This is a genomic window from Bacillus sp. D48C, from assembly GCF_053345735.1.
This window is the reverse complement of sequence record NZ_JBKFAQ010000007.1, coordinates 129,796-155,581: the sequence shown is the minus strand read 5'-3', so window position 1 is coordinate 155,581 and position 25,786 is coordinate 129,796. Positions and strand designations below refer to the sequence as shown.

Below are 25,786 nucleotides of genomic sequence, written 5' to 3'. Positions count from 1 at the left end.
TTATATATTAGATACCGATAATCGGTTATAAATATCGCCTCAATTTTTTGCTTAATCCTTGTAAGCAACCATTTCTTTTCGTTTAGATACGGAATTAATAACTCTCCCTTCCTGTTTTCTCTCTATTTTTTTGCCACTTGCATGAGAAGTGCTAAACTGTATAATGACTCTTATTAAACTTACATATAAACTTGCTAGTAAATTTTCATGCTAATTATTCCTTTCTTCATGCTGTAATACTTAATAGACAACCTAAACAATAAAGTTGTTCCACATTTACAAAAAAAATAATTAAATATAAGATGAAATAGGCTACATAAGGGAGGGTTATATGTTACATATAAAAAGATGGAGATTTTTTGCGGTTTTTTCTATCGTAGGTTTGATTTTACTAATTTTATTAAAAATCAACTTCATTTCAATTACTATCGCAACTTCTTCAGCTGAAAGAGGAAAGATTTTTGATCAAAATGGTGTAATACTAGCTACAAATAAGAAAGTTAAGTCTCTATATTGCACTTCTAATGACGAAAAGCTATCGAAACAAGATACATCAAACACATTAGCTTTTTTTAATCAATTTTCAAGCGAATTTCAACATGATATTTCTACAGAGAACATAAAATCTCAATTACAACAATCTTGTAAAAAGCAGACTATGAATGATATACCGTTATACTCTGATATAACTGAAAATGAACTTGCATTCATAAACAAAAACAAACCCAATAATGTAATAATTAAAAATGAATGGATTCGATATTATCCTAAACACGAAATTGGTTCACAAGTAATTGGGTATGTAGAAAATGACCTTAATTCAAAGCATAAGGCTGTTGGAAAAAGCGGGATTGAGCTGCAATATGAAAATGATTTAAAAGGAAAACCAGGTAAAACTCTTATTTTTAAATTGAATAATAAAAAATTCTTATGGAATATTCAAAAAGTACAAAAAGGTAAAGATGTACGGCTAGCTTTAGACTCTGAGTTGCAGCAAAAGGCAGAAGAAGCATTAAGATCTCAAATTAAGAAAACACCTGATGCTAAAGCTGGTTATGCTGTAGTAAGCGATGCAAAAACTGGCGCAATTTTAACTATGGCCAACACGGCAGTTTTTGATCCAAATATATTAAATACACGTGTATCTTCTAGAAAAGAAAACATTAACTCTCTTTCGCAAAATAAAGCAATTCAAAAATTAAAGTATGGTGAATCTTATGTAAATATGGCTTCTACTATAAAACCACTCACTATTTTAATTGGATTAAACGAAAAGCTTTTCCAACCCGAAGATACTTATTTAGATAAAGGGACTTTTCAGTATGATAATCAAAATAACATTACGAATGCACCTGGAACGCCAACAGGTGAGATTACACCGAGGCAGGCTATCATTAATTCATCTAACACATTTATGACAGCAAAAGTAGCTCTGCCCCTATTCAACCAAAATAATGGGAATATAGAAAAAGTGGCACATATATGGACAGATTATTTAATACAATTCGGCCTACGTTCTAAAACCGGGATTGATTTACCCTTTGAAGAAGACGGACAATATGAATTCCATCCATCTAATAAGTTTGAAAATGGAATCTCCGCTTTATTAAACGCCTCTTGGGGAGGAAATGAAGTGCATACCCCTCTTCAACTCGCTCAATATGCAGCAACTTTGGCAAGTAAAGGTGATAAATATAAACCTCAAACTGTAAGTGCAATTATTAGTCCGGACGGTAAGGAAACAAAAAAGTTTAAACCAATTTTAGAAAGTTCAAATCGTTACCCGATGAACTTTTGGAGTGTCGTGCAAGGTGGAATGAGTCAAAATATAGAGGAAATTAAAAAGTTGCCTTTTGACGTCGCAGGTAAAACAGGTATTACAGGCTTTCCAAATGAGCAAGAAAGAATGATAAATCATTCTCTTTTCATTGCATATGCTCCTACTGAAGATCCACAAATTGCCGTTTCTGTCGTTATTCCTGGTAGTAATTCAGAAAAAAACATTGCCGCTCTCGTTACATCAGAAATTTTAGAGTCTTGGCATACACTTCAAAAAGAGAATAAAAACAAAGAGGAAGGTTCATTAAAGTGAACCTTCCTCTTTTACCAAATAGAATCTATATTTATTATTTTCCATTCACCATTATCATTTTTTTCGAACATAAATGAATACTTAATATCAGTTAAAACATACTCTTTTTGTACGTATCCAGTATTGCCATTAATTGTCGATATTTTTATATATCCATCATTTTGCACTTTTTCTGGAATCCAAGCTTTTACCATTTCATTAGATACTTCATATAACACTTGTGATTCTCGTTTTGGTTCAGCTAAAATTTTCGTTTTATTTCCAGTAACCGTTGCATATATAAAATGCGCTTGCTTTGGTTGGTTACTTTCTGTCAATCCACTTGGTACTTTGTATACTTTTTTTGTATCATTTGCAAACTCTCCCCCCATTGTAAGAGCGACTTGCAACTCATGAAAAATATCTTCATCAAACTTCAGTTCATCCTTCTTATAACTCTTCCCTTTAAATAGAACTTCATCATTTAACGCTTTATACAAGTCATTTTCATTTTTCGAGTTTATACTTTGATATAGTTCATTCATAAATTGTTTTAGTGATGGATCTTGAGCAGACTCATCTTTTGTTTTAGGCTTAATTTGAGTACTACTTTGTACCGGTGATTTATTATCATCAAGCCAAGGTTGTTGAACAATGAAAAATAACATTGTACAAACCAAAACAACTACAATAGGTAATACTTTTTTACGAAATGGTCTTTTATGTTTTACAAAATCCACTTCATTATTTTCATATATAGACTGCTTTATTTTAGAAATAAATTCTTCTTCATCTTTACGATTCTCCATTGGCCCTTTTTTTATTTTTCTATACCAGTCAGGATTTTGTTTATTGTTCATCACTACTACCCTCCCCTATTAATTTTGAAACCTTACTTCTCGCTCTACTTAATCTCGATTTTACAGTTCCAATGGATACTCCTAATGTTTCAGCCATTTCTTCATAAGATAATTCATATTTTGCGTCCAATATAATTATTTCACGGTGCTTTTTAGGTAGTTCTAATACAACCTTCCACACATCATTCATTTCTTCTTGCTTAAAAAATTCTTGTTCTGCTGACAGGGATTGCTTATCGTCACTAAAAAATCCTATTAAAGATATCCTTTTAAAATAAGAGGATTTCAAATAGTTTATTGCCGTATTTCTTGTGATTTTTAATATCCACGTTTTAATAGATGACTCCTTTCGAAATGAATTCCAATTTTTAAACACCTTTATAAATACATCTTGCGTGATATCATCTGATAAGTGTGGATCTTTCGTAATAATAAATGAATAATTCCATACATCTTGCCAATAGTCTTTTATAACATAGTCCAGCTCATCATGATTACACTTTTCAATAAACGTCTGTTCCATTTCCACACCTCAAACTTATTTGAATAAACATAAAACTGCCCTCACTTTTATTATGGTTTCAATATATAGACAAGATACAAGTTTCATTTGTTCCATTGTTTATCTTTTTTCAGGCAGTATAATACTACTAAAAAAACAAGTAAAGCATACAATGATAAAAATCCACTCATAAAAATCTGTTTTTTTGAATTTAACGTAAAACTCCACTTGTCCATTTCAATTTGCTATCCCCTTCTATTTACCATTAGCAATGCCAACTTTTCTAGAATCACAGCAAAAAAGCATTCTCGATTAGAAAGAATGCTTTTTTGAAATTTAATTGTTCTATATTTTCCCCAATTTATATCTTTGAGTTAAGCAAACATGTAATAAATTTAGTGAAAAAATTCACCTTATAATTAAGTATTATTTCTGAAATACATGTTTTACTTTTTCACCTGGAACGTTACTTCCTCCTCTTCCTTTTACATCTTCAATCATCATTGTAACAATCATGTCTGGTGCATTTGCATCGAAAGCTGCGAACCATCCCAGTTCTTTTCCGTCTGCTTCTTTCGACTCTTTCAGTTCTGCTGTACCAGTTTTACCAGCAAGCGTTACACCATCAACCTTTGCAATTCTCCCTGCGCCATCAGGGTCATTAATGACTTTGATTAATGCACTCTTTAATATCTCTTGATTCTTTTTAGAAACCACATTTTCTTTCCAATTCCCTGCTACTTTTGCTTCTTTTAAAAGATGTGGCGACGGAATATTCCCTTCATTCACAATCGGTGCATATGTTAATGCTAAATGAAGTGGCGTCATTAATACTTGTCCTTGTCCATAGCCCGTGTCTGCTAGTTGAATATCGTTTTTTATCCCATCTTTTGCAATGATTGAAATAGGAAATTCGTATTCGATTGGTAATTTTTCATGAAATCCGTACTTTTTAAATTCCTTTACATACTGATCTTTTCCCATTTTCAAAGCTTGTTGAGCAAAATAAATATTATCAGAGTACTTCATTGCCTTATCAAAATCAATTGGACTTGCATCCTTTACACGCGTTACATAGTAATTTCCCCAAGACGAATCTTTTGTCCACTTCAATCCTTGAATTTTAAATTCTTCCTTCGGATTTATTGTGTTTGTTTCCAAACCAATTGCACCTGTGATCGTTTTAAATACGGAACCTGGTACAAATGCTTGTGTAAAGCGATTCGTCATTGGTAGTTTCGAGTCGTTATTCCATGCTTCTCGTTGGGCTTTCGATGCTCCTCTAACTATTATATTTGGATTATAAGCAGGGCTACTTACAAGTGCGATTGTTTCACCTGTTTTAGGATTGACCGCTGCACTAGATCCTGCTTCAGTTTTCATCTCATTAAAGATTTTTTCTTGAATTGCAGCATCAATTGTTAACGTAACATTTTCTCCTTCTTTTGCTTCTTTTTTTGCTACGTTTTTAATCTCTCTCCCATTCTCATCTTCTATAAATACGCGTCCACCCTTTTCACCACGCAATTTATTTTCTAACACTTTCTCTAAACCGGTCTTACCTACTAAATCATCTGCTTGATAACCTTGTTTTTGAAGTGATTTTAACTCCTCCGCATTCACCTTTCCTATATATCCAGTTAAGTGTGCCGCTGCTTCACCTAATGGATACGTACGAATATTTACTGGGCGAGATGAAACTCCTTCTAATTCAATATAATCATTCTGTCTAGTTCCCTCTTTTAAAACGCCAATTGGTACAAAGGAGTCTGGTTTTATCCATTTCGCTGTGAGCTTTTGTTCGACCTCTTCTATAGACATATCAAGTAATTGCGCTACTATTCCTTTCGTTTGCGCTGCTGCTTCGCCTAGTTTCTCTGGAATAATTCCAACCTCAGTTGCTTTACCATTCGTTGCAAGCCCTTTTCCATTTCGATCATATATTTCTCCTCGTTTTCCTTGCTCTATTTGCATACGTACTTTGTAATCTTTTTTCATTCCTGGGAAAATGAAGTCCGGTGTCCAATCTATTTTCCAAGATTCTTTATCTTTCACAAGTTTTGCTTCGTGGATGAATGAAACTGATCCTACATCCGTATCCATTTTAACTTCAAAAAGAAAAAGCTCTTTATCTTTCGTATTCTCTCCTTTCATTTTAACTTTTAAATTTTTAGCTCCAATCCCCTCATAGATTTTTTGATATTTTTCTGTGAATTCTTTTTTAGAAATCGATTTTTTGGCATGATCTGATAAATAATCATACATATTTGCAAATTTTCTATCATTCCATAAGTTGATATATTCTTCAAATGCTTGTTTTGGCGGTTCGTTTTTATTACATCCTACCAACATAACTGCGAAACAAACGAAAAGCAGCATCCATAATTTTTTCAATTCAATCTTCTCCCTTAGTTAAAAATGATGATTCCTTTCTTAATTTATTTAATAAAAAATGTTTAACGCTTAATAGACAGTGTAAGTAAGGACATTGTTCCATATTTACAAAAAATTAATTTACGCTTAAGTTGCATTGGAAGAAGGAGGTTTGTAAGCTTCTTACAAACTTAAGGAGCTCCTATATTTAGCAAACGTTATCATTATTAGTGGTGTTTTAAAACATACATTTAAAATACCTTTTAGTTCGTTTTCAAAGAAGTTTGGTTGTTGCAAATTAATTATGAATATCTAATCCAATTAGAAGAATACAATAATCAATTATCCAAAGTTAATTTCATACAAAAGCTAATAACGAGCATTAAAAAACTTTGCCTACTCTTTTAACATGGAAACATAATCTATTTATCAGAAGTCAATAATGAATAACAGGCGCTCCTAACCAGCAAAAAAAATAGACCTAATTGGAATTCATCAGAAATTAATAGATACATAAAAAACGCCATACTTTCTGTAAATTTCTACAAAAAGAATAGCGTTTTCTTATTTTACCTTTCTATATATGCTATACCGTGAGCTCCTTGATTTACAGAAGGATCTGCATTTCGATCTCCTGGATCAACTTCAATGGTATGAACATTCTTGTAATTAACTAAATCTAATACACTTATTGTCCCTGATCTAAGGTTAGAAACATATCCAACCGTTCCGTCCGTAGAAGAACGCATTGTAATTGGGAGTAAATCTACTTCTATTGTACCTAACACATTTAACGATTCTCCATCAAGAACAGAAACATACCCTGGTGCTGGAGAAAACATACTTCTTGTTCTCTCTCCATTCTTATTCTGAAAACGCGTATGTCCTACCAATACTTTCCCATCATTCGTTACATGAACCGGAGTAATTAAATCTGAAAATGATTTTGTCTTTATAATTTTATCGGTTTCTGTATTAATGATGCTAAGTGTAGGTTGCTCCTCTTTGTAGTCTCCAAGTAAACATGGTGAAGGGATATAAACTCGATTACCTTTAGGAGAAATAGCTAGTTCTTCACTACCATAGGGCATAGATACTTTTCCAATTAACTCCTTATTATGTGTATCTAAAACCGATATAAAGGGCGCCTCTTTATTAGAGGAATATCCTTTTGTACCATCTGGATTCGTCACAAACCAATGTGGACCTGTTGCTTCTTTAGAGATTCTATCTAGCACTTTTCTTGTGTTAAGATTAATAATTAAAATTCCTCCTTCACCAGATTCAACACTTACATACAATAAGTCTTTTTTTTCATTATAAACTAAACCATGTGGTGCAAATTCCGGCGAAATATCAATGATATCAATTACTTTAAATTGATCAATATCGATAACTAAAATTTCATGGCTTTTTTCCGGATTATTTCTATAAAAACCTGAGCGATAAGTAATACTTACATATAACAATTGACGCTTAGAATCGAAACATAATTCATGAGGTTCTGTAACTGGAGAATCTATAACCCCTATTCTTTCAAAATTTTTCGTATTGAAGAAATGAATTTGATTACCGCTGGAGCTAACGACCGCCAAAATAGGATTATTTTCTTTAGAACTATTCATTAATTAAACCCTCCTTGTTATTTGTTCCAAATTTCTTAAGTTCCATAGAAATCAGTATATTTAAGTAATTTGTATTATTACTAAGACAAGTTGTAAACAATTTTCACCTCCTTCTAATTAAATTAGCTTAACTTATAATAAGTTAGACTAACTTTTATTCTGTAAAAATACGTTGAATTTAATAATCCAACGTATTTATCTATCTTCTCCAACTTTATCTTTTATACTTACATGTATTTTATTTAATAACTTTACTTCTCAATTAATTATGCACAAGAAGCACAGAAAGCAAGTAATTAGCGACATACCATTTCTTTGTCTCGTGCATTATCAGATACTCATAACATAAATAAACCAAGCTTAGCTGCCATTTAATTAGTTTCCCTTCGCTACCGTTTTTTTAAATTCATTCTGCTTACAGCTCTATTCTTTGAGGAATCGCCCTATAGATTAACAAATTTGCTTCAGATTCTTGTTTTTTATTGAACTATTCCTGTGTTGAAAATCCAACTATAATTAGTTAGCTTAACTAACTATAATTATAAATACATCCACGTTTTATCGCAAGAGTTTTAAGAATATTCAAATAAATTAATAGAGAGATAGAATTATTTTCATCATAAGATACATGATCTTAAGTTAATAGTAATGCATAACGAGATTTTCGTACGTTAAGAAAAAACTTGCTACATATGTAGTAAAGTTTTTTAATTGTTTACTTCTCGCTCAGCTATCAGCTTTTTTTAACTAACACTTTAATTGTTTTAACAGCCTTTTGTTTAATTCCCACAAAGCTGTTTTGTTACTACCTCATTTCAAGAATCTCTTAATCCAATTTAATAAAGTGAAACTTTAATCAGCCCTCACCAATCGGGCTGCGCGGCAAATAGCTGGATAAACAACAATTTCAGTTGGTAGCAGGTTTGCTAAATCAGGAAATTGAGACGTATTCTACCATTACTTCTTTTGGAATCATACTCCCTCCTGTTCTTAATACAATATCCCTGTAAAAGCAGGCTCTACGTATTCTCCTAAATTATCAAAACCAACAATATCTAACACAACATCACGGAGTTTGCTCGCGACTTTGACATTGCCATCCACTACAAAAATCGCAATTCGTTTTTCTTCCATCTGTTTCATCCTTTCTACACCCTAGTTTTACAAAATAAGAAGTCATCCAAACTTATATTTATTACTTCCTGTTATCTCCTCACTACTGTTCTATGCATTATGTATGTAAATTTTAATTGCCTACTAAAAAATAACGTATTTGCAGGATGTATAAAAATTATACAAAAAGTAATAATTCATCGTTTACCCAACAATAGATAATATGGATAAAGAAAAAACACTAGAGAATATCACAGTGTAGTAGTCTCAAGTATCTTTTCATAGTATTTTAACGGCTATGCAATACGAAGGGATAAAAAAAAGACCTCTTACGGAAAGATAAGAGGTCATCAAGAAGATAAAAATGTTGTATTTGAAACACGCGAGTTTCTAATTAACATCATAACACAATATATTTATATATTCAATATATACATAAAAGCAAGGGATATATGTTCAAAAAACACACGGAATATTAATTTGGAACAGTATGTTTTATTCTTTTAACCTATTTCTTCTACAATGCCGTAATTGTAACAATGGATGGTCTCCTCTATATACTGATGAGCAATTGTAGCAAGTTTTTCTAAATTCTCTTCCGTTACCTCATGAATAAACAGAACAAAATTACTGTCGGATTCGGAGTCTGTTGAAATGGAACCATCGATCCGTTATGAAATGTTGAGCTTGCATCTCCTAGATTCCATGTAAATATTCGCTAATTCCAATCCCCTTTCGTGTCTATTTTATGTTTAATATAGTCTCGTACCGTACAAACGGGAAATGTTGTTAATTTGAAAAGAGAGAGGAATAAAATTTCTTTATCGCCTCTGTTCTTTCTTCTGTATGATAGAAAAAACGGAGAAAGGTAGAATTTTATCTATTCTCATAATTTGTTAGAAAATTCTAATTTGATTAAATTAAAAGAAAATGATATATTGATTTTATAATAACAATCCAATTAATGGATGACAACCTAATACCTGTAAGTAGACTATGAAAATGTCAGATAAACGGGAGGAATTTAATATGAAAAAATTATGTTCATTTGCTTTAATTGGTGCCTTAACCTTTTCGGGTTTTATCGTTTTAGACAGTACGCTACCTGATAAAGCGCGCGCTGAAGTAAATACGATTAAGCAAGCTTCAGCTGTTGTGGATGATTGGCCATGGCAAACGTATTTCTTATTGCATCACAATGCGGACTATATACAAGAATTAGCCCCTGGTAGGTTAAAACAAGGTGGTACGTTTGATACGACGGTATATATAGGCGGAAAAGATGTGGGTGTTGTAAAGATTTATAGATTGAACGGAGAAGGTGAATTGCAGCGCTACAAAACCATTTCTGCAGGTGAGGCTGGGCACCACTACTATTCTAGGTTCACAACACCTATTACAACAGTTTACACACCAGGTACATATGTAGCAGTACTGAAGATAGACACTTCATATTATTATGGTGGCTCCTTCCAAATTACAAAGTAAAACATATAGGTATATTTGTCTGAAACGCACTGGGTTACGGTGCGTTTTTGTTATCTAACGAATAAATGATCACGCGGGAATTCAAAGCATATTATCGAAACGGAGCTGAATGTGATGAAAATTGTAACAGTTAGTGCGGATGCAACAGTCCATGTTGGTATTTTAAAAGGGATGACAGGAAGTGTTACTAGTTATGATGCGGATACTGGGATGGCCGAAATCTAATTGGATCCATTTACAACGGTTATAATTAGGTCTGTATTTCTAACACAATAAGGTTTGTATAGGATTCTTTAGAAAATTAATATTTGATTTTTATAGTGACTCAATACATTCTATGATTAAAACTGAGTTACATATTTTAAAATCATCACCAGGAGAATCTGCAAATTTACGGGTTCTTATTTAAAACATAATGCCAGAAAAGCTGAGGTGAATAAAGTGCAAAGTTTAAAATCTTTAAAACGTGACGTATACATTTTTCTTCCATTGTCTATTTATTTTTCCTCCATTTTTATTTCATTCTATATTATAGAGAATACATTCAACTTGCTAAGTTTTTTACCAGAACTTGGAACCCTGTATGTCTGGGTAACTAGTGTGATAGACATTAAAAATAAAAATTACAAAATAAAATAAAAAAGCAACTGAACTAAATGCTTTGCTCTTAATGTTATAGAATATTGACGCCCATGACCATACAGCTACCAAAAACAATACATACCAAACCTAAAAATATTAAAAACCCTGGTAAATCAATATGCTCGAGTAGCGCGCATATTAATAATAAAAAGGGATAGACTAGAATTTCAATCCAGGTAACGCCCCCTGCTTTCTTTATTTCTCGGTATGATACTATGCTGACAAGTAAAATGCCTAATACAATTAGCCCTATCCCTAACATCATCCATCCATTCACCCTTTTTAGAATTTTAAAATTTAGCTCTTCACTTTCATATACTGCTCTTTTACACGCACCAGTAAGTCCCTCAGTTTCTTCTCTACAGGATGTTCTTGATTTTCTGGTACTTCTCTCCCGTATGATGAGAAGCTTTGTGAGCATGCACTAGGTGTGACTTCCAATTTCGCGTATGAGAAAGTATGCTCATTTTCTTCACCGATGTTTTCAGTAGTGCTTCCATTTGAACCAACGCGTATGTAGCTTTCGTCAAGTTTGGTGCGCTTTCCTTCCTTGTTAACCGTGTAATAGGTATCGTTGACTTCCCCATATTTCATATTAGGTGTTGATGTTACTGCGGTCCCGTCTGCAGAAAAAGTAACAACACGAAACCCATCTTCTTCTGGCAACAACTCAGCTCCTGGAACATTGTATAGAACCAAAAGGTCTCCTTCGTATGCTTCTGGAATGAGATAAATGGTATCTGTAGTGTCTTTTCCGAATCGGATACAACCGCTTAAAAGAATCATACTAAAGATCCCACAATACATTATAACTTTTCTCATAGAGTCTCTCCCGTTATGTGTAAGAATGGTATAGTATGTATTATATTCCCTTGGATAGAATAAGTTTCTAGTTTGAAGACGATTTTACTATTGTTATATAAAATATTTATGTCAGTGGATGATTAGCACGAAGAGAAATGGAGTGAATTGATGAGCAGACGTTTTGCATTAACATATGAAAATAAGATTTTGAGAAAGATAATGATTACCGTAAGCATTATCACACTCGTTTTCATTACAACAGGGTGTGATTCAGTCCAAAATGATGCAAAGGATGTAACGGAGATTCCGCTAAACAGCAAACTAGATTCCCTTATTTCAGAAAGTATCATTGCCTGGAATCAAGACAAATTAAATCATACAAAAAAACAATTTGAGACGCATGTAATCTATGGAACTGAGATGAAGGATGAAAAAATGTATGTCTATCTCCATTCCCTCATGCAAGGATATAACCGCGAAACACAGACAGTTCCTCAAGCAGGACATTTACTTCCAGTCCGTGTGACAGTCACAAAAAATGGCGATGATTACATCATTGAAGATTACCGTGAACCAGGAGATGGTGCTGAAAATGAACCTACTTTGCGCAACATGTTCCCGAATAAGTATGCGGATCAAGCACTTGCTATATCAAATGAAACGATTCAATCATTAGAATCTCGTATGCAAGAATATGTTTCTAAGTGGTTGGAAGATACAAGTAATAAGAGACAAGATAGATAACAAATATAAGTATGAACAACCTCTCTTGATATATGAGATGCTCGTTTAGTAACTTGTAACATCCCATCAGTAGAAAAAGTAACTTCTTGTGTTGTGTTTTTTACTTCTCCAATTAATTTTTGCAAGTTATCCAGCATACTATTAAAAGACTTCACAATGCTCCCCTTTATTAAGGCCCCAAAATCCTAGTATAGATAATATGATACAAGAGACACTTGCTATAACTACCATTACGTTTAGTGTTGTGCCAATTTTACTGTTTTTTAAAAACGACAATTAAATTCATTCAATATTTATATAACAATTAAGTAATTTATTGTATAAAAATAAAAGATATTTAATTATTTATATACGATAAAAACCCTATACTTACATTTAAATAATAAAAAATAAATAAAGAGCGTGTTGGTATATATTTAGATCAACGCGCTCTTACATATATTTAAACCCTATATCAATTTCTTATTCCATTCATTTAACTCATAAATACTTTTATATCCGGCTATCATGCCAGAAGTTTATTGGAAAATGATTGTTCTCACCATAAGCTTCAAATTCATACCCTTTTTCTCTTAATCCTTTTATAATTGCTGGAACTGCCGCAACAGATTGTGGATGAATATCGTGCATTAAAACAATTTCCTTTGAAGACGTCGCACCTGCTAAGACATTTTGAACAATTTTTGCGGCCGCTACATCCACAGGTAGTTTATTATATTTCCAATCTAGAGAGTCAATTGTCCAATCCCATACTTTTAAATTATTTCTGACTACTTCATTTCGAAGTGATTCATTTAATCCAGGCATTGATCCATATGGTGGGCGTGTTAATTTCGGGGAGTTTCCAATAACATTTCTAATTAAAGATTGATCCTCTTTCATTTCCTTCACATATTCCTGATTGGTGTATAAATTTTTAAAATCATGTGTCATACTATGCATACCCACATAATGGTTCTCTACATGCTCTCGTTTCACTAAATCTGGGAACCTTTTCACATTATCGCCAATTAAAAAGAATGTTGCTTTCACATCATTTTTCTTTAATACATCTAATAGGTTAGCTGTATATTTTCCTGGTCCATCATCAAAAGTTAAATATGCAACTTTTCTTTCTTTACCATCAAAACGATTAGGTATTGGTTTTTTTAATTCATTTTTAGGTAGACTGCTCACTTGTTGAACACTGTTTCCCTCTTCCGCATTTACCAGCTTAGGATTTGTAATAGATTGAAACATGTAATACCCTATTGCTACTAATGTAATAGCTAACAATACACTTATAATTCTTTTTTTCTTAAGCTTAATTTTCATATTATAATCTTCTTTCTATCAAATCATTCCACTTTATGTCGTTTAGTTTTACTATCCTATTAGCTTATTAAGTTTTTTAACTTAAACAATCTCAATTTTGGACTAATCATTTTAATAATCTATATAGGTGAAAATTAGTGCCCTGCACTAACGTTCATGGCATTTCCTATAATAGTTAGAACTACTGGAAATAATACTGGTCCTAAGGTAAGGACAATGTTTAAAAGTATAATAAAACTATATAGTAAGCTGTAATTTTTACTATTACCGTTTTCGAATACTAGGATGACTAATGTTATTACAGTAATTAAATGTAGTAATAAAATTATCAGCCAATAATACATCATTATAGTAAGATTCCACTTTCCTAATAGTTGGTATGTTACCCCTATTATTATCCCTAATATAGTTACATTAAAGGAAATAAACAAAGTTCTTTTTAGTATTTTAGGAAATGTTTTGTGATCCACAGTTTTATTATATAAACCGATTAAAATGCCCAAAGATAGATATGCTAGTAATAGCCCTACCCAATTCCAGATCCAATCTTGATTCCCCATTAAATTAAACAAAAGCGAAAGGATCCCTCCTACTGCAAAAATCGAGGAGATCATAATACTATTTAAAGCTGATTTCATACTTTTTTCACTTCCTTAAAAATTTTACAATACAGCATTGAAGTCTACTCTTAAGTTGTCCTTTACTTATTAGAATCCTTTTCATTAAAAATCTTGTATGGGAATCCCATCATATAATCCGGTCATCATACCTATTAGCATATACGAAGAATGGATAGCCCAGCAAAAATTACATGTACATGATCCCATACCATAATTTTTAAACTAAACGAAGCTCCACCAAATCCTACTCCACATGGTAGATATACAAATAGAGGATGCGATCCATCAACTTTTATTTGTATATCAATTATTCAGACGAGTAGCAACTACTGCATTACCTTAAAATACATGCTTTGATTTTTCATCGTTAATAAAATAGCACATTTGATTCTTATTAACTTATGTTCCCCCTTCTTCTACTGCTTTACTATAACCAGCTGTATATTCAAAAATAGTAGCCCCTTTATTTCTAAGTAAATCTTTTTCCCACTTTTTCGCAGCTGCTGCCATATGTACATACGATATTTTAAAATTAATCATAATTTATTATAATTAAGTATATATTAACAATATATTAAGTATAAGTAAATAAAATTAATAATAATTTAATTTTATTTACTTATTTAAAGGGGATTACATATATGAACAATATTAATGTTGGTCAAAAAATTATGGCATTTAGAAAAGGTGCCGGATTAACCAGTAAACGTTTAGCAGAGTTAGCTGATATAACACCTTCCATGTTAAGTCAAATTGAGAAAGGAATCACAAATCCATCATTACAAACACTAAAATTAATTTCTGTAGCATTAAATATTCCATTGTTTAATTTTTTCTTAGAGGATACCAGTACAGAAGAATTAGTTGTAAGAGCTAACCAAAGAAAAAAAATAACTTTTCCTGAAAGCGGCAATGTTTCGTATGAGCTATTATCTCCTAATTTAGATGGATCACTAGAATTGGCTTTAATGAATCTGTTACCTCAAACTGCTTCATCTATGGAACCTGTGGCACATAAAGGGGAAGAAATAGCATTTATTATGGAAGGACAAGTAAAACTATATCTAAATGATGAGGTTTTACTTCTCAATACAGGTGATAGTGTTAAAATCCCACCTTATGCAAAGCATAAATGGGAAAACACTTCTTTAAACAAGGTCACTGTTATATTTGGAGTAACTCCACCATCTTTTTAATTTCAAATACTAGCGAAGAAAAGTTAGAGAAAATAATCCTCTAACTTTTCTTGTATACATAACTTTATTTTAAGAAAGTAAAAAAATTGTCTCTCAATTATATGAGATTATAATCTAATCGATTAAAAGTAGTGAAATAGATCTTTTTAATTACATACTTAATTTACTTTTTAATGTCCAGTATTTTTCTCCATTCGCTTCAAAAGAGAATTCTACCCATCCATTTGGATCTTCACGATAAATAAAGATGGTTGTTCCAGAAGTTACTGTACCAACTTTATTCTCCTCGACAGCTACATCTGGTCTACTTTTAATTTTTAAATTAAATGGATAAGGTACCTGATAGTAAGTAGCTGATGATACAACATTTGAGCTTGAACCGTCTGCATACATTTTATATGGAATTTCATTAGATAATGCGTCGACATCTAATGTTTCAGGATTCTTTGGTAATTTTTTTGCATATGTATAGTCTTCTACACGAAACGGTTTAATACGTTCCATAATACCCGCAATTTTCTTAGCCCAACCTTTATCTGATGCATATTTCACGTTCATGCCAGTTAATGTTGGCCCGTTATAATACATACCACTTTCTTCTAAATATCTTTCTCGTACATAATTAGCGTTATAAGCAATGCTATCGCCGTAGCTTGGTAAATATTTCGCATATTTAAACGGATCTCCATCATATGCACGTAGACCGAATAGATTATGTTTTTGATATGCGATTTCTGATTTTCCGTATCCAGATTCTAAAATCGCATGCGCTGCTAAATAATGAGCACTCACGCCATATTGATTTTGCGCATTGATAAAATCTTGCCCATGTCCAACTAAAGGACTATCCGAATGATATTTCGCAATAAAACTATCAATCTCTTGAGCTGTAATTTTCGAAGCCACTGTTAAATTTAAATCTTCATATGAAGTAGCAGTAATAATCTCTTTTTCATCGTTTGAATTTTGTTGTAACATATCTGTTTTTGCAGTAAGTTGAGCAGCTTCAGCACGTGTTATAAATCTATTTGGTTGCCAACCGTTCTCAGTACCATTAGAAATTTTTAAATCTATTAAAATATTGGCATATTTTTCTCCCCAATGCCCTTTTAAATCTTCAAATCTAACCTGCTCGTTATAATTTGGTGTGTTTTGTAGTTTATATGCATTTACTAGCATCGTAGCCATAGCAGCGCGAGTTACTTTTCCGGATGGATTGAAGATTCCATTACCTTCACCTTTAACAATACCAGCTCTTTCAGCAGCAGCAATATAAGGAGTAGCCCAGTGGTTTTGTGAATCTGTAAAAGATGGTTTTGCATTAGGATCAATTTGTATCCCTAAAACTTTTGTCATAATTTTTGTAGCCGAAGCTCTGTCTAATGAGTCATTTGAACCAAAAGTTCCATCTGGATAACCATTCAATACCTGTTTATCAACTAAATAATTAACAGATTTATCAGCCCATACAGGAACATCAGGGAATTTATGAGTATCTGCTAAAATATTAGAAGAATAGGATAATATAGATCCTGCAAGGATACCTGTTGCAATTAATTTGTGCTTCATTAAAATAAACACCTCTACCATTGTATTTATCAAATTGGGATTTTCTATTTTTATATTTACATGTTTGTAATAATAATAAAATCGTATTATCACACATTCAATTTGATGTAACGAGTATAGTTACTTATATACGCAAGTGTCAATGAATGTCTTTTACAAAAATGTATAACATTTACATAATTTTAAATTTTACATGATCTTATAATTGACTTATGTATAAATTTTGTAAAGGACCTTTTGATAGATTACTTATTAGCTTACCTGAAGAAATCTCTTTAGTTGTTAATTTGCCAACCTTTCTTGTTTACTATGAATCAATTAAAAAAAGAAGTTTTTTGTTTAAGAGCTACTTTAAAATCTTAAGTTGATGGATGTGTGAACGTACCGCTACTAAAATTCTTGCTTTTAAATCATTATTACTGTATTATGTTTACGTAGCAATATAAGGATTATAGTATGTAAAAAGGAATCAAATCTACAAGTAATATTTAAATCCTTTTCCAAGTCAAAAAGACTTTGCCAAAATCTAATATAATTTATACTTGTCTTTTTAATATGTATCTAGTAAAAACATATTTTTTATCAATAGAATTCTGTTTTCAATATAAATTCAAACTTTTAAATAGAAGTTTATTTAATTTCAATGATAGGAATTATTGTTCTAAACAAGGAACCATACAAAGTAATCTGAAAAACCTGATAGATATTGTATGTAGTTTGCTCATCTCGAGGTACTACAATAAAAGAGCCTTACCTCTCTAGGTAAGACTCTACTAGTTTCGTTGTATAATATTTACATGATAACTAAGAAGCAGAAAACATATAACACCAAATAACAGCACCCTATTACTCCTCCTACAGCTAATACCTGTTTAACCCAACTCTTAAATTTTTGATTACTGTAAATCGCTTGCACTCTTTCCATATTTCCTCCTATTAAGGAGAACCCTTAAAGACTCTCACCTCGCTATAGTACCATTAAAAAATGAATGATAGAGATCTAATGTATAAATATGCAATATTGCATACGAAAATGTATTGTAATAATTGTAAGCGCTTACTATAATGAATTTATAAAGATTTATCATATCCTAATACGAAAAAAGAGGAGAGAATAATATGGAAATCGCAATGGCAGTTTTAAAATTTATAGGTGGAGCAATCCCATTAATTCAAGAACTTCTAAAAGCATTTATGTAAATTCACTATTCAGCAATTATTTACAAAAATTATCATACAAATGATCTGCCTATCAAAAATGAATTGATTTACAGATCATTTGCGTGATCAAGGTCCCTTTAACATGACTAAGGGGACTTTTTTAAAATTTCCAAATAATTAAGGTTACGTCACATCACCATCAAGTTAGCAAAATAAAATGAAACTTTAACTTGATGGTACTGGGGTAACAGTTGTGATTTAGAGATAAGATCAGATTATACAAAGATTACCCACTGATATGTGGAAGATAAAGAGATAAAGAATACACTTGCGAAATTTAAACGATTGAATTAAAAAACTTGATATTAGTGCGGTTAACAGAATATGAAAATTACTTAAAAATCGTGATATTAGCTAAAAAACACCAAGCCCCCCTCCCCTTCAGGGCCATCTTGGTATTTTTTACGTTCACATACAAATTATTATTTATATTGTTGCATGGGTTTCCTTTTAAATTATATACGTCTACTTTACCATCGATAAGCAATGACTCATGTCTCCCATTTAATCGTACTGATTATGTTTTAAAAACCATCTTGGCTAAAATGATAAAGTAATCTAGCAACTTAACCACGTATAATACTATCACCGAAACCATATATACGATTTCTATAACCTGCTACGATATTTTTCTCTTTTATGCTTTATATGACCAAATGATGATCAGTAAGAACATCTTTAAAAGTTGTATCTGCCCGTAACATTTGTTGCTGCAAGTACTGAGCCTGTTAAAATCATTACTTTCATTTTCATGCTATTTTCCCCTTCTTATCCTAATTATTTTTCATTATTAATAATAAAAACATTAATTTCTCCCAGAATGCTATAGACTTACTAAAAAACTCTTCTTGCCTATAGAAGAGTTTTTACTATGATGTGACTCATACATCAAGGGTACTGTTAATTTTATATGGAAAATAAAAAGACTCCATTTTGAAAAAAGGTTAATCAAAATGGGGGTTTTTATTATAAATCTGAATTTATATATCCTTCTACCTAAAACATCGTATTATCATTAACTGCTTCACTTGGAATCTCTTGAATTACATCCCAGTGTTCGACAATCTTTCCATCCTTGATACGAAATATATCAACTATAGCAACTCCCTTATCTTGAGAATTAGTACGAGAATGTACATGAAGAGCAACTGTATCCCCTTCAGCTAATTCTTTTTTTCAAAAAACATTTAAATTCTACCCTAACGCTTGCAGAATTCTAGCATCCATTACTTTTCTTCTTGTTCTTAAATTTGTCATTGTCCTTAGTAAATTAATCCCAAAACTTATCATAAACTAACGCTCACTTTTCAATATAAGTAGACATGAGTATACTTATATTGAATTCCTTGAAACTTAATAAGTCCAATATTTTCTCAAAAAAATAGCAATGTAAGCTACCTCCTTTTCTACCATAGTACTAAGACACCTCTTATACGATATATTCAATAGCAAACATTTAAGCATCAAAAAATCACTTAGCGAAATTTGTACTATCTTAGCTATATTTTGTCGCATTACAAAGGGTGGGTAACTGCCATATTCTGAATATTCTGTATATTTATGAAAAAAACTCATTGTTAAATTTAATGTATCTAATTCCTGTTATTATCAGAATAAGCCTTTACATAGAAAAGGGGGATATTATGAATGTTCAAGAGAAGAGTAATGAGCAATTGATGGGATTATTACACGAATGGTATGAAGAAATTCGTTTATATCATGTAAAAGAAGCAAAACAAACATACCTAAAAGTAAAAGAAAGTTTAAAAGGACTAAAAGCAGATCACTATGTATCATTCTATTATTCCCTACTGAATTTTAGATATATGGTCTTGGTAGATGCAATGAGTATTACAAAAGATTCTTTTAATCAAATAGAAAAACTCTCTACTATCAAAGATGATTTTTTATTTTTAGCTTACTATTATCATTTCTTTAAGGCAATTCATTCTACAATTTTAGCAAATTATACTGAAGCGAAAACACACTATGAAAAGGCGGAAGAACTTTTAATTGATATACCTGATGCAGTAGAAAAAGCCGAGTTTGAGTATAGATTTTCAACTTACTGTTATCAATCTTATCAACCATTTGAAGCAATTCAACATGTAGTAAAGGCAAAAAAAGTATACCAGAATCATGTAGGCTATGAAATTAATGTTGCCTTATGCGACAATGTATACGGTTTAGCTTGTATAGATCTAAGAGAGTTTGAAAGAGCTGAAGAATGTCTCAATACGGTTATTGATGTTTTTAAAAAGTATAATGAAGAACAATTATTATTAAGAGTACGTCATAATTTGGGCTGGTTATATAATATTCAAGATTTATTTCCATTGGCGATCAGACAGAGTTCTGAAATTATAAATACCCTACCGAATCATTTTAAAGCATTATTTGTCTTAGCAAGAGCATATTATAATTTAGAAGGCATTGAAACAGCAAAATCATATATCGAGCAAGGAATGAAGTATACAAATGAATCAGGAAATGAGGAATATAAGCATCGTTTCGCAGTTTTAAATGAACTAATCACAGAACTACCTAGAATTAAACTAGAAAAAGTAGTTACTGATGCTATTTCTTATTTTGAAAAAGAGGAAATGTGGGATTGTGTAAAAGAATATGCAGGGATTTTAGCAATCCAATTTTATGAGGCAGATAATCATGTTAAGGCAAGCAAATATTTCTATATTAGTAATAATGCTGATAAGAAATATTTGAGAAAAGGAGCGTTAAAATAATGAAAAAGATTAAGAAAATTGTATTAAATATGGTAGTAGTAAGTGCATTAGCATGTAGCATAATTAGTTTAAATGTATCACAACACTCTTCGTTTAATGGTGGAGATACGCCAGCACCAACAAAACTGATTGTCTCTGGTGGAGTATCTATTGATTAACCTAATACATTTCCTTTATTAAAATCCAGAAAATTCAACTTATTACCTTTTACAAACCGTTGAATGAAAATGGATAAAATCTCGAACCTCTAATCCGAAACATATTTGTTTCGGATTATTCACATTATCTTTTTATATCCTCCCCTTCAAGCCCAGGAACTCCGTATTTACTAGGTAATGAACTCTATTAAACAATTATTAAATCTCTTTTCATCCAAGTTAAATTAACTGTAAAGTTCATTTCATTCCTGCCACATTCTTATAAATATATGCCTTTACAACAACTATTGATTATTTTTTATTTCATTAATTCTATAATTTCTTTAATACACTTACCATTATCCATTGTTATATCTAATTTCCAATTAAAACCCTTCTTTGTAAGTTTATACCTATATATCGTGTTAAATTGTGTATGGCAAGATAAAACAAGCTGTTAAATTTAAATTATTGTTAGGTAGTTTCTACAGTATGATATTATCACACAATTAGTTATACATATAAAAAAGGTTTCCTGCCTTGTAACAGAAAACCTTTTATGTATTATTAATCTACAAACCTAAAATTTCAACAATCTGACGTGCCTTAGCATTATCTATATAATAATGCATCTCTAACCCTCTTCTTTCTGAACGGAGTACGGTTCCCCTTAATTTTGATAGATGTTGTGAAACAGTAGATTGGGGGATTCTTAATATTTCCGTTAACTGTGTAACATTACACATTTTATGGTGCATTAATTCATTTACAATTTGTAATCGAACAGGATGTGCCATTACTTTTAATACATCTACATCGTCTTCGTGGATTTCAGCTAGATTTTTTTCAGATATTAATGTTATCATTTCGCATTCTCCTTTATTATTAATTTCTATTTTCCTTTTATTCTTATAACTAATACTTATAGCTGATTACCATTTGTCCTGTTGAGAAAATATATTCTCTTTTTAAAACAAAAAGGACACTAATTCATTAAAACGTTTTTACTGCTTTAATGAATTGGTGCCCTCTAATTTTTTGAACCAAATATATCTTATTTTAAAGGATATTTTCAATTCTTTTTTCTCACATCTAGTAAAAATTTTGTATTTTCTTTAAAATCAATATAAAGAATATTCTTCAAATTATGAAAGTATAAATTTGCGACAAACTTATGCTTTCTATCACATTCCATACCAATCAAGATAGTTAACACTATTAATGTAGTACTAACTATCTTAATTAAATATTACTAATAGTAAGTCTAAATATTATCAATTCACTTTATATTACATATATGTAAAAATAATAACATGATAAGCTTTTTCAAATTTTTCTCCTTGTAAAGATTTGAAAATAGCATTTCATTACTCTCCTTACTGTTAATATGCCTAGAAAAAGAACCCCATAGGGTTCTTTTTCTGTTCATTCCCTAAAGTCCCATATTAATAAAAAAAGAAGAGGGATATATCCTCTCTTCACCAATAAAATCGAACATCTTTACACTTAAGGAAGGGCATACATTCATCAAGAGATGAAATGAACAATAATAGTTCACCTAGTGAATTATAACATAAACCCAATTCCATTAATAGATAATATTAACATTTATGGAATAATTGTGACAGAATTGTTAAATATCTTAATATTAAAAGGCTTTATATGTATGTAAATTGAAAGTGGATAGTGTAAGGATAAAATATAAGGGGGATATATCATGTTTAACAAAAAACAAACATTCGTAACAACGGTAACAGCTTTAACACTAGGATGTGGATTTACATTCGGATTAACACCGGCCTTTGCAGATTTTAACAAGATTTCCGCCAACAATATTCCTGTTCATTCTATTCAGAACCAAGAACAAGAACCTTTTACTGGATATGTCATTTCAGTAGAGAACAATTATTTAGTAGTTGCAGCTACGTCCACAAAAGATGAAGCTCTTGCTTATCAACATGATTGGTGGAATCTAGTTTCTCAAAATAAGATTTTAAGAGTTCCTGTTTCAGATAGTGAAAACTACACATTAGGTGAGAAATTAAATGTATATGCAGCTGCATGGACTAAATCCCTACCACCAATAGCTGTTATGCCCACAATTGAAAAAGTATTTCATTAAATTATATTTAAAATTAAGAAGGGCATCATTCTAATTAGAATGATGCCCTTTATCTCACCAACTTTTTTCTCTTATTAATCAAGCTGTCTAGTGATAAATAAGAAATGGTTACAGTAAGAAAACCCCATCGCGCCTTTTACAAAATAATTTTTTATTTCTCAACATAAAATGATTAGAATTAAATTCCTAATCATAGTACCTACAGTTGTCAATTATCCTCCCTTTTTGAAAGGTCCTATCTTTAATGACAATTCCATTCAAATTTTCCTAACCTAAAATATCCTCTCTATTTCGTTTTCTTTTTAACCCCAATAGTATATATCCTCTTTTAATCTATTATATTCAAGTTACATGCCTCCATTTAGAGATGTTAAATTAACAAATATCTACTAAATGTCTATTAAAAACTCATATTACAATCGTTATCCAGAACCCAAAATACAAACAGATAAAGTACTCTTATTTCCTATTAGTGGCTATATCAGCGTAATTGTCTCTTGTCAGAAGATCCTATAATATTATGTACAACGAAATTAATTTTTCACTAATAAATTGGTGGGTGATATAAGTAAATCCACCTAACGCATCATCAGCAATCTACGTATTAACGGATTTATTCTAAGTAGATTAAAATGAGAGATTGATATTAAATTTACAAAAGGAAAAGAGAACGTTTAATTTGATTAATGTTATAAAACATATAAAGGAGGTTAAAACGTGGTACTCTCAAGACAAGATTCCTGGACGAACGATAACGATTTACTTCTCGCATCCACAGTACTCCAGAATATTCGTAACGGTGGAACACAGTTAACTGCATTCAAGGAAGTAGCAAAGCTACTAAATCGGACACCTGCAGCTTGTGGATTTCGCTGGAATTCATACGTGAGAAAACAATACCAAGAGGAAATACAACAAGCAAAACGAAATCGAGAAGTGGGAAACAATATTTCTCCCTCTCAACAAAAAAAGAAACATACTCTTTATCTTTGACATTAGATGATATTATTCTCTTTCTACAAAATTATAAAAAAACATATGAATTTACAAACTTACAAAGTCAAATAAAAACTTTAGAGACAGAAAATCATTCCCTTCTACAACGTGTAACTATGTACGAAGAAGAGTATCGTATGTTACTTAATCATATTGATAAGACAAGAAGTCTAGTTGAAATTAATTAAATAAAGTAGCAAATTACTTTTATACACTTAAGTCGTCACCTAAAAAACTCACTATATATAAATTAAGTTTAAACACTAATAAATAAAGTGCACGTTTACTCTTAATAAACGTGCACTTTATTTATTCCTTAAAACATAAAATTTAATTTTCAACTCATTAACAATATTAAAATTAAGATGTTTGTTTTATAGGTATTTGTTTACTTCTATTCTCAATAAGTCTATCTAATAGTAAGTAAACAAATCCAGAAATAATACAACCCACACCTAAGATTGTAAATAACATATGTCCTAAAAGCTGATCCAGTAATACACCGCCTAGAAGAGGTCCAAATACATTACCTGTAATCCATTGCAGATTAGCCGCCCCCATATAAGTCCCCCTCAAATGTTCTGGAGCTATATTAGCGACGAATGTCATTTGGACAGGTGACATAATCATTTCCCCTACTGTATAAACTGTATAAGCTATTAATAATGAGCCTAGAATAATTAAATCATTTGCGTCTATTACTTGAAACCACTTTGGTAACCATCCTATTGCTAAAAGGCCAACGCCAAAAAGAATAGCACCATATAGCATTGATTTACCAATTGGTTTGTGAGTTAACCACTTTGAAATAGGAAATTGGAAACATACAACCAATAAGCCATTTAAAGTCATTAAATATGGAAATGGATTACTATTTCCAAAAATCATTGTATTCTCATTACTAAAATGAAGTGGTAACATACCTTCCGATTGTGAGAATCCCATAAATATAATAATTCCCGTCACTATATAGAATAGAAATATTCTATCTCTTATAACAACTCTTAACGTAAATCTTATTGACTGTTTATGTGTTTCCTCATGTATCATTATATTTTTAGGCTTTGTTTCCTTTAGAAACAATAACATTAATATTGTATAAAACAGCATGGTTCCAGAAGTAATCAAAAATATGACATCTTTTGATACAACCACAACTGCTGCACCAATTATAGGGCCTATCGCAGCTCCTATATTATGAGCCATTCTAAGTAATCCATATGCCTCAGTTCTTTTTTCAGGTTCTGTTACATCGGTAACCATTGCAGATGCCGCTGGTTCAAAGAAAGAATTACATAGCCCTAAACCAATAGATAAAATGGCATACCCTATAAAACTATCAATAAACAAAAAAACAAGCATTAGTAGCCCATTACTGGCCATAGAGAGTACCATAGTTGGTTTCCGTCCATAAGTATCCGCTATATGCCCTCCAATTAATGAACCAAAACTCGCCGCAATTGGGGATAAAGCTATAACTATACCTACCTCAAGTAGAGAATCCACTTTATCCTTTAAATATAATGCAAAAAATGGCATTAACATCATCATTGCAATACCATTTAAGGCTTCTCCGATAAAGCGGATCCAGACATTAAGATCCATCCCCTTTAATTCTTTCCATGTACTCCTCATATAGTTACCT

Annotated in this window: 20 protein-coding genes and 3 pseudogenes; 9 read left to right on the top strand and 14 right to left on the bottom strand. The window is 31.4% G+C overall.

The annotated features are described in order from the left end of the window. The first annotated feature begins 331 nt into the window (after nt 1–331). Nucleotides 332–2,092: a peptidoglycan D,D-transpeptidase FtsI family protein gene (locus ACLBXA_RS18265; RefSeq protein ID WP_000902382.1), complete on the top strand. Its 1,761-nt coding sequence runs from the start codon at nt 332–334 to the stop codon at nt 2,090–2,092. 11 nt (nt 2,093–2,103) lie between these two features. Here ACLBXA_RS18265 and ACLBXA_RS18260 read toward each other — a convergent pair whose 3' ends face one another. From ACLBXA_RS18260 to ACLBXA_RS18240, 5 genes are all read right to left on the bottom strand, one after another. Then, the gene (locus ACLBXA_RS18260) at nt 2,104–2,931 is read right to left on the bottom strand and encodes an SH3 domain-containing protein (protein ID WP_001060767.1); all 828 of its coding nucleotides are present in this window, start codon (nt 2,929–2,931) and stop codon (nt 2,104–2,106) included. Beyond that, entirely contained in the window at nt 2,921–3,454 is a 534-nt protein-coding gene (locus ACLBXA_RS18255; RefSeq protein WP_000438327.1) for an RNA polymerase sigma factor, read from the bottom strand. Before ACLBXA_RS18255 ends, ACLBXA_RS18260 begins: the two co-directional genes overlap by 11 nt. A gap of 405 nt (nt 3,455–3,859) precedes the next feature. Then, nucleotides 3,860–5,827, bottom strand: a complete 1,968-nt coding sequence (locus ACLBXA_RS18250) for a penicillin-binding transpeptidase domain-containing protein (protein ID WP_000737764.1) — start codon at nt 5,825–5,827, stop codon at nt 3,860–3,862. Nucleotides 5,828–6,375: 548 nt separating this feature from the next. Then, entirely contained in the window at nt 6,376–7,431 is a 1,056-nt protein-coding gene (locus ACLBXA_RS18245) for a hypothetical protein (protein ID WP_001088900.1), read from the bottom strand. 990 nt (nt 7,432–8,421) lie between these two features. Beyond that, the gene (locus ACLBXA_RS18240) at nt 8,422–8,574 is read right to left on the bottom strand and encodes a hypothetical protein (protein ID WP_000812116.1); all 153 of its coding nucleotides are present in this window, start codon (nt 8,572–8,574) and stop codon (nt 8,422–8,424) included. 999 nt (nt 8,575–9,573) lie between these two features. Between ACLBXA_RS18240 and ACLBXA_RS18235 the strand changes: the two genes are divergently transcribed. Beyond that, complete coding sequence (locus ACLBXA_RS18235) at nt 9,574–10,032, top strand: DUF5065 family protein (protein ID WP_000732058.1); 459 nt, start codon at nt 9,574–9,576, stop codon at nt 10,030–10,032. 673 nt (nt 10,033–10,705) lie between these two features. On the opposite strand, the gene ACLBXA_RS18230 is transcribed toward ACLBXA_RS18235, so the two are convergent. Continuing rightward, complete coding sequence (locus tag ACLBXA_RS18230) at nt 10,706–10,939, bottom strand: hypothetical protein (protein WP_000979114.1); 234 nt, start codon at nt 10,937–10,939, stop codon at nt 10,706–10,708. A 32-nt stretch (nt 10,940–10,971) separates the two neighbouring features. After that, nucleotides 10,972–11,496 (bottom strand): DUF6843 domain-containing protein, encoded by a 525-nt coding sequence (locus ACLBXA_RS18225; RefSeq protein WP_001233343.1) that lies wholly within the window; start codon nt 11,494–11,496, stop codon nt 10,972–10,974. 150 nt (nt 11,497–11,646) lie between these two features. On the opposite strand from ACLBXA_RS18225, the gene ACLBXA_RS18220 reads away from it, so the two are divergent. Next, entirely contained in the window at nt 11,647–12,222 is a 576-nt protein-coding gene (locus tag ACLBXA_RS18220) for a hypothetical protein (protein WP_000091044.1), read from the top strand. Between the two features lie 492 nt (nt 12,223–12,714). Here ACLBXA_RS18220 and ACLBXA_RS18215 read toward each other — a convergent pair whose 3' ends face one another. From ACLBXA_RS18215 to ACLBXA_RS18205, 3 genes are all read right to left on the bottom strand, one after another. Next, nucleotides 12,715–13,536, bottom strand: a complete 822-nt coding sequence (locus tag ACLBXA_RS18215; protein WP_000694595.1) for a peptidoglycan-N-acetylglucosamine deacetylase — start codon at nt 13,534–13,536, stop codon at nt 12,715–12,717. 134 nt (nt 13,537–13,670) lie between these two features. Continuing rightward, nucleotides 13,671–14,174, bottom strand: a complete 504-nt coding sequence (locus ACLBXA_RS18210; RefSeq protein WP_000833542.1) for a DUF3902 family protein — start codon at nt 14,172–14,174, stop codon at nt 13,671–13,673. 381 nt (nt 14,175–14,555) lie between these two features. Continuing rightward, nucleotides 14,556–14,696 (bottom strand): hypothetical protein, encoded by a 141-nt coding sequence (locus tag ACLBXA_RS18205; protein ID WP_003260087.1) that lies wholly within the window; start codon nt 14,694–14,696, stop codon nt 14,556–14,558. A 101-nt stretch (nt 14,697–14,797) separates the two neighbouring features. Between ACLBXA_RS18205 and ACLBXA_RS18200 the strand changes: the two genes are divergently transcribed. After that, entirely contained in the window at nt 14,798–15,352 is a 555-nt protein-coding gene (locus ACLBXA_RS18200; protein WP_001059815.1) for a helix-turn-helix domain-containing protein, read from the top strand. Nucleotides 15,353–15,502: 150 nt separating this feature from the next. Here ACLBXA_RS18200 and ACLBXA_RS18195 read toward each other — a convergent pair whose 3' ends face one another. After that, nucleotides 15,503–16,921, bottom strand: coding sequence for an S-layer homology domain-containing protein (locus ACLBXA_RS18195; protein ID WP_000680992.1), 1,419 nt, complete (start codon nt 16,919–16,921; stop codon nt 15,503–15,505). Nucleotides 16,922–17,934: 1,013 nt separating this feature from the next. On the opposite strand from ACLBXA_RS18195, the pseudogene ACLBXA_RS18190 reads away from it, so the two are divergent. Continuing rightward, a pseudogene (locus ACLBXA_RS18190) lies at nt 17,935–18,121 on the top strand (hypothetical protein). A gap of 1,017 nt (nt 18,122–19,138) precedes the next feature. Here the strand turns inward: ACLBXA_RS18190 and ACLBXA_RS18185 are convergent. Continuing rightward, nucleotides 19,139–19,318 (bottom strand): annotated as a pseudogene (locus ACLBXA_RS18185) (nuclear transport factor 2 family protein); the annotation flags it as partial. 467 nt (nt 19,319–19,785) lie between these two features. Here ACLBXA_RS18185 and ACLBXA_RS18180 point away from each other — a divergent pair. Together ACLBXA_RS18180 and ACLBXA_RS18175 are read left to right on the top strand one after the other, a co-directional pair. Further along, the gene (locus ACLBXA_RS18180) at nt 19,786–20,886 is read left to right on the top strand and encodes a response regulator aspartate phosphatase (RefSeq protein ID WP_001102552.1); all 1,101 of its coding nucleotides are present in this window, start codon (nt 19,786–19,788) and stop codon (nt 20,884–20,886) included. Next, nucleotides 20,886–21,044 (top strand): Phr family secreted Rap phosphatase inhibitor, encoded by a 159-nt coding sequence (locus ACLBXA_RS18175; protein ID WP_000721348.1) that lies wholly within the window; start codon nt 20,886–20,888, stop codon nt 21,042–21,044. The genes ACLBXA_RS18180 and ACLBXA_RS18175 overlap by 1 nt, the downstream gene beginning before the upstream one ends. 551 nt (nt 21,045–21,595) lie before the next feature. On the opposite strand, the gene ACLBXA_RS18170 is transcribed toward ACLBXA_RS18175, so the two are convergent. Then, nucleotides 21,596–21,889, bottom strand: coding sequence for an ArsR/SmtB family transcription factor (locus ACLBXA_RS18170; RefSeq protein WP_000631350.1), 294 nt, complete (start codon nt 21,887–21,889; stop codon nt 21,596–21,598). 851 nt (nt 21,890–22,740) lie between these two features. On the opposite strand from ACLBXA_RS18170, the gene ACLBXA_RS18165 reads away from it, so the two are divergent. Both ACLBXA_RS18165 and ACLBXA_RS18160 read left to right on the top strand, forming a co-directional pair. Beyond that, on the top strand, nt 22,741–23,145 hold the full coding sequence (locus tag ACLBXA_RS18165; RefSeq protein ID WP_000482311.1) for a DUF3221 domain-containing protein: 405 nt from the start codon (nt 22,741–22,743) through the stop codon (nt 23,143–23,145). A 717-nt stretch (nt 23,146–23,862) separates the two neighbouring features. Next, nucleotides 23,863–24,329 (top strand): annotated as a pseudogene (locus tag ACLBXA_RS18160) (RsfA family transcriptional regulator). A gap of 172 nt (nt 24,330–24,501) precedes the next feature. Here ACLBXA_RS18160 and ACLBXA_RS18155 read toward each other — a convergent pair. Continuing rightward, nucleotides 24,502–25,776, bottom strand: coding sequence for an MDR family MFS transporter (locus ACLBXA_RS18155; RefSeq protein WP_001258009.1), 1,275 nt, complete (start codon nt 25,774–25,776; stop codon nt 24,502–24,504). Nucleotides 25,777–25,786: the final 10 nt, after the last annotated feature.

Bases quoted from the DNA above. Each gene is read 5' to 3' on its own strand.
- ACLBXA_RS18265 (WP_000902382.1), top strand. From the start codon at position 332: ATGTTACATATAAAAAGATGGAGATTTTTTGCGGTTTTTTCTATCGTA.
- ACLBXA_RS18260 (WP_001060767.1), bottom strand. From the start codon at position 2,931: ATGAACAATAAACAAAATCCTGACTGGTATAGAAAAATAAAAAAAGGG.
- ACLBXA_RS18255 (WP_000438327.1), bottom strand. From the start codon at position 3,454: ATGGAACAGACGTTTATTGAAAAGTGTAATCATGATGAGCTGGACTAT.
- ACLBXA_RS18245 (WP_001088900.1), bottom strand. From the start codon at position 7,431: ATGAATAGTTCTAAAGAAAATAATCCTATTTTGGCGGTCGTTAGCTCC.
- ACLBXA_RS18240 (WP_000812116.1), bottom strand. From the start codon at position 8,574: ATGAAACAGATGGAAGAAAAACGAATTGCGATTTTTGTAGTGGATGGC.
- ACLBXA_RS18235 (WP_000732058.1), top strand. From the start codon at position 9,574: ATGAAAAAATTATGTTCATTTGCTTTAATTGGTGCCTTAACCTTTTCG.
- ACLBXA_RS18230 (WP_000979114.1), bottom strand. From the start codon at position 10,939: ATGATGTTAGGGATAGGGCTAATTGTATTAGGCATTTTACTTGTCAGC.
- ACLBXA_RS18225 (WP_001233343.1), bottom strand. From the start codon at position 11,496: ATGAGAAAAGTTATAATGTATTGTGGGATCTTTAGTATGATTCTTTTA.
- ACLBXA_RS18220 (WP_000091044.1), top strand. From the start codon at position 11,647: ATGAGCAGACGTTTTGCATTAACATATGAAAATAAGATTTTGAGAAAG.
- ACLBXA_RS18215 (WP_000694595.1), bottom strand. From the start codon at position 13,536: ATGAAAATTAAGCTTAAGAAAAAAAGAATTATAAGTGTATTGTTAGCT.
- ACLBXA_RS18210 (WP_000833542.1), bottom strand. From the start codon at position 14,174: ATGAAATCAGCTTTAAATAGTATTATGATCTCCTCGATTTTTGCAGTA.
- ACLBXA_RS18205 (WP_003260087.1), bottom strand. From the start codon at position 14,696: ATGATTAATTTTAAAATATCGTATGTACATATGGCAGCAGCTGCGAAA.
- ACLBXA_RS18200 (WP_001059815.1), top strand. From the start codon at position 14,798: ATGAACAATATTAATGTTGGTCAAAAAATTATGGCATTTAGAAAAGGT.
- ACLBXA_RS18195 (WP_000680992.1), bottom strand. From the start codon at position 16,921: ATGAAGCACAAATTAATTGCAACAGGTATCCTTGCAGGATCTATATTA.
- ACLBXA_RS18180 (WP_001102552.1), top strand. From the start codon at position 19,786: ATGAATGTTCAAGAGAAGAGTAATGAGCAATTGATGGGATTATTACAC.
- ACLBXA_RS18175 (WP_000721348.1), top strand. From the start codon at position 20,886: ATGAAAAAGATTAAGAAAATTGTATTAAATATGGTAGTAGTAAGTGCA.
- ACLBXA_RS18170 (WP_000631350.1), bottom strand. From the start codon at position 21,889: ATGATAACATTAATATCTGAAAAAAATCTAGCTGAAATCCACGAAGAC.
- ACLBXA_RS18165 (WP_000482311.1), top strand. From the start codon at position 22,741: ATGTTTAACAAAAAACAAACATTCGTAACAACGGTAACAGCTTTAACA.
- ACLBXA_RS18155 (WP_001258009.1), bottom strand. From the start codon at position 25,776: ATGAGGAGTACATGGAAAGAATTAAAGGGGATGGATCTTAATGTCTGG.